The sequence below is a fragment of the Polaromonas sp. P1_E1_2 genome, from assembly GCF_056406035.1.
Window position 1 is genome coordinate 1 of the sequence record NZ_JBFUAZ010000337.1, and the last position, 4,511, is coordinate 4,511.

Annotated in this window: 4 protein-coding genes; all 4 read right to left on the minus strand. The window is 59.3% G+C overall.

The window, feature by feature from the left end:
- On the minus strand, positions 1-156 hold a 156-nt coding region (locus tag AC1D1P_RS15040), incomplete at its 3' end, for a DUF444 family protein (RefSeq protein WP_477673540.1).
- Between the two features lie 63 nt (positions 157-219).
- Positions 220-2,142 carry a PrkA family serine protein kinase gene (locus tag AC1D1P_RS15045; RefSeq protein ID WP_477673538.1) on the minus strand — a complete coding sequence of 641 codons (1,923 nt, stop codon included), beginning with the start codon at positions 2,140-2,142 and terminating at the stop codon, positions 220-222.
- Positions 2,143-2,595: 453 nt separating this feature from the next.
- Entirely contained in the window at positions 2,596-3,543 is a 948-nt protein-coding gene (locus AC1D1P_RS15050; protein WP_477669117.1) for a DMT family transporter, read from the minus strand.
- Positions 3,536-4,511: tRNA dihydrouridine(20/20a) synthase DusA (dusA, locus tag AC1D1P_RS15055; protein WP_477673539.1), on the minus strand; the 976-nt coding region annotated here is incomplete at its 5' end. The genes dusA and AC1D1P_RS15050, both read right to left, overlap by 8 nt.

Genomic DNA, 4,511 nt, shown 5'->3' on the forward strand with positions numbered 1-4,511 from the left:
GCCCTGTTCGATGTCATGGATGCTGCGGCCCGCGACAGCACGGCGCACGGCGTCGCGTATCTGCCCACGGAATCGGCGCAGGAAACGCTCGCGGTTGCCGATGGACTTGTTCTTTCCCGCCAACCGCCTGTCAATGACTTGCTGGAGCACGTTGATCTCCGGTCACATACACATGACTACACCTGACACAGGACGCGCCGCCACGGCGCGCCGCGGCCCTCAGGAACTCTTGCGTACCCGCAGGTACCAGTCGCACAGCAACCGGACCTGCCGCGTGGTATACCCCTTGGCGACCATGCGGTTGACGAAGTCTTCGTGTTTTTGCTGCTCGTCCGCGCTGGCCTTGGCATTGAACGAAATCACTGGCAGCAGGTCTTCGGTGTTCGAGAACATCTTTTTCTCGATCACGGTACGGAGTTTTTCGTAGCTGGTCCAGACCGGGTTCTTGCCCGCATTGTTGGCCCGCGCGCGCAACACGAAATTGACAATCTCGTTGCGGAAGTCTTTCGGGTTGCTGATGCCGGCAGGCTTCTCGATTTTCTCGAGCTCGGCATTGAGCGCCGAGCGGTCAAAGATTTCGCCAGTATCGGTATCACGGTATTCCTGGTCCTGGATCCAGAAGTCGGCGTAGGTCACGTACCGGTCGAAAATGTTCTGCCCGTATTCCGAATAGGACTCCAGGTAGGCCGTCTGGATTTCCTTGCCGATGAACTCGGCATAACGCATGGCCAGGATTTCCTTGATATAGGCCAGGTACTTCTGCTCGGTTTCAGGCGGGAACTGCTCGCGCTCGATCTGCTGCTCCAGCACATACATCAGGTGCACAGGGTTGGCCGCGATTTCGGTGGAGTCGAAGTTGAACACCTTGGACAAAATCTTGAAGGCAAAACGCGTCGAGATCCCATTCATTCCCTCGTCGACACCCGCATAGTCGCGGTATTCCTGGTAGCTCTTGGCTTTCGGGTCGGTGTCCTTGAGATTTTCGCCGTCATACACCTGCAGCTTGCTGAAGATGCTGGAGCTCTCGGGCTCCTTCAGGCGCGTCAGCACGGCAAACTGCGCCATCATCTTCAGGGTGCCGGGCGCGCAGATGGCGTTGTGCAGCGAGGAGTTGTGAATCAGCTTTTCATAAATCTTCACTTCCTCCGACACGCGCAGGCAATACGGAATTTTGACGATGTAAATCCGGTCCAGGAAAGCCTCGTTGTTCCTGTTGTTCTTGAACGCCTTCCACTCGCTTTCGTTGGAGTGCGCCATCACGATGCCGTCGAAGGGAATGGCGCCAAAGCCCTCCGTGCCCTTGAAGTTGCCTTCCTGAGTGGCGGTCAGCAAGGGATGCAGCACYTTGATGGGCGCCTTGAACATYTCSACRAATTCRAGCARGCCCTGGTTGGMCAGGCACAGGCCGCCGSWRTAGCTGTAGGCGTCSGGRTCRTCCTGGGCGTAAGTCTCCAGCTTGCGGATGTCGATCTTGCCGACCAGCGAAGAGATGTCCTGGTTGTTCTCGTCGCCAGGCTCTGTTTTGGAAATGGCGCACTGCTTCAGTATGGAAGGAAAGCGCTTGACCACACGGAACCGGCGAATATCCCCGCCGTACTCCTCGAGGCGCTTGACCGCCCACGGCGACATGACTCGCTGCAGGTAACGCGGTGCAATGCCGTACTGGGACTCGAGCAGCGGAAGGTCCTCTGCATTATTGAACAGGCTGAGCGGAGACTCATTAACAGGCGATCCCTTCAAGGCGTAAAAAGGTACTTGCTCCATCAGCTGTTTGAGCCGCTCGGCGATCGACGATTTGCCGCCACCCACAGGGCCCAGCAAATAGAGGATTTGTTTTTTCTCTTCCAGGCCCTGCGCAGCATGGCGGAAATAGGAAACCACCTGTTCGATGGGATCCTCCAGGCCGTAAAAGTCGCGGAACGCCGGGTAGATCTTGATGACCTTGTTGCCGAACAGACGCGACAGGCGCTGGTCATGCCGGGTGTCCAGCAGTTCAGGCTCACCAATGGCGGCGAGCATGCGCTCAGCCGCGGTGGCGTAGACGAGAGGACTGCGCTTGCAGGCGTCGAGGTAGTCCTCGATGGACAACTCCTCTTCTCGCGTCTGTTCATAACGCGTCAGAAAATTACGGACGACATCCATAAAGCCTCCTTTGCGCGCGGGAACCGAAGCACCCCGACTCATGATGGAAATCTGCTTCAGATTCCGCGCAATGCATCGACTGTTATCTCACACCATGCGATTGGTAGATCGCAGCATCAACGGAAAGTTCCAGGGAACAATCGTTTCCATTATTTTCCAAATGCGCGAATAGGTACAGCGTATTTTTTAACGAATGCGGGCGATATGTATGAGTGTGTGCACCTTGCCGAAACCATCGCACGTCCGTCTTCATGGTCGTTGAGTTTGCTATCTTTTTAATAGCTGAGTGCGCAGGCGATCTGGCAGCTTTGAAGGTTTTGTTGAAGAATGAAAAATCGCTGGCCGCGATTCATTTCAAAGCCGAAGCGCATTCAACAGACAAAAATCAGACACACGCGTTGCATGGACAAACAGCAGACCGCAAGCTGAAGTCACCAATGCGTGTCAGAAATTTCAAGTGCCTTCTGTCAGTATCGGCCCTGAATGTTTTTTAGTCAGCCCTTTGTCGGCGCCCGTTACAAAAAATACGCCGGGCAGTATCAATGCGGCACCCACCGCGTGGTGCCAGCCCAACGGTTCGCCCAGCACGCCCCAGGCAGCCAGCGCCGCATAGAGAGGACCCAGGTACAGCGACACTGCCACACGGCTGGCACCCAGGATTTTTTGCGCCCAGCCGTAAATCCAGTAAGCGCCCAGCCCCGGCACAATTGCGGCCACCACGATCAGCCACAGCCCGTAGCCGCTTAACGACAGGGCATCAGGCCGCGACATTTCCCAAACAGTCAAGGGAAGCAACACCAGGCTACCGCCTACGCAGATGGCCGCCAGCCTGGCCGTGGCGCCAAGCGGGCTGGGCCACTGCTTTTGCAGCAAGGCATAGGCAGCCCATGACACCGTGGCAGCCACGATCCACAGGTCTCCTGCCGAGAACTGCACGCCAGCCAGTGCGGTCCATTGGCCTTTGACCACGACGTGCACCACACCGGCGATGGCCAGCAGCACCCCCAGGCCCTGGCGCAGGCCCAGGCGCTCACCGAGCCAGATCACTGCCCCCAGACCTATCAGCACCGGCGACGCTGCATAAATAAGCGCGATATTCATCGCACCGGTGGACCGCGCCCCCTGGTAAACCCAGGCGCCGCAAATCACCATGCCCAAGGTACCGAGCACCAGATACTGCCACCACACTTTGGCGATGTGGCCGCGCTGGCGCCACAGCTCGGACCGCGTAAGCAGCAGCAGAAGCAACGCCGCCAGGCCCCAGCGCCCGAAAGCCAGCAGATAAGGGCCTATCACGCCCGGCGCCTTGCGCGCCACGATGTAGTTGACTGTCCAGAGCGCCGGTACCAACCAGAGCAAGGCCAACGCCTGGCGCGCCTGTTTTTGCGCGGAATCAGGCATCGGCCATGGCGGTGGTGTCGGCTAGCGTCGATGGCGACGAAGCCGGCATTTCGTGTGCCAGCGCCATCACGGCATGCGGCGGGAGGTCGCGCAGGCGGTGGTCGCTCCAGACCTGGCGCCAGCGCCGCGCACCGGGCAAGCCGTTGCGCAGGCCCAGCATGTGGCGCGCAATGGCGCTCTTGGGTGTGCCATGCTCAGCGGCCTCGCGCAACATGTAGTCGCACATCTGCGATTCCACAGCTTCACGGGTCGGCAGGGATTCGGTAGCGCCGAAAAAAGCGCTGTCCCAGGAAGCCAGCCACCAGGGGTTGTGATAGRCCTCACGGCCTATCATCACGCCGTCAAGCGCGGCCAAATGCCCGGTCACCTCTTCCTGCGTGTTGATGCCGCCGTTGATGCAGATGACCAGGCCCGGCAATTCCTTCTTGAGGCGGTGCACCAACTCATAACGCAGCGGCGGCACCTCGCGGTTTTCCTTGGGGGAAAGGCCCTTGAGCCAGGCGTTGCGCGCATGCACGATAAAGACCTTGCAACCGGCCTCGCTCACCGTGCCCACAAAGTCGCGCACGAATTCATAGCTTTCAGCCTTGTCGATGCCGATGCGGTGCTTCACCGTGACCGGCACATCGACCACATCGACCATGGCTTTCACGCAATCGGCCACCAGCYGCGGCTCGGCCATCAGGCAGGCGCCGAAAGCCCCGCGCTGCACGCGCTCGCTGGGGCACCCGCAGTTGAGGTTGATTTCGTCATAGCCCCATTGTTCGCCCAGCTGCGCACAGCGCGCCAGATCCGCCGGCTCGCTGCCGCCCAGCTGTAATGCCACGGGATGTTCTTCGGCGTTGAAGCGCAAGTGGCGCTCCACGTCACCGTGGATCAAGGCACCCGTGGTCACCATTTCGGTGTAGAGCAAGGCGTGGCGCGACAACAACCGGTGAAAGTGGCGGCAATGCCGGTCGGTCCAGTCC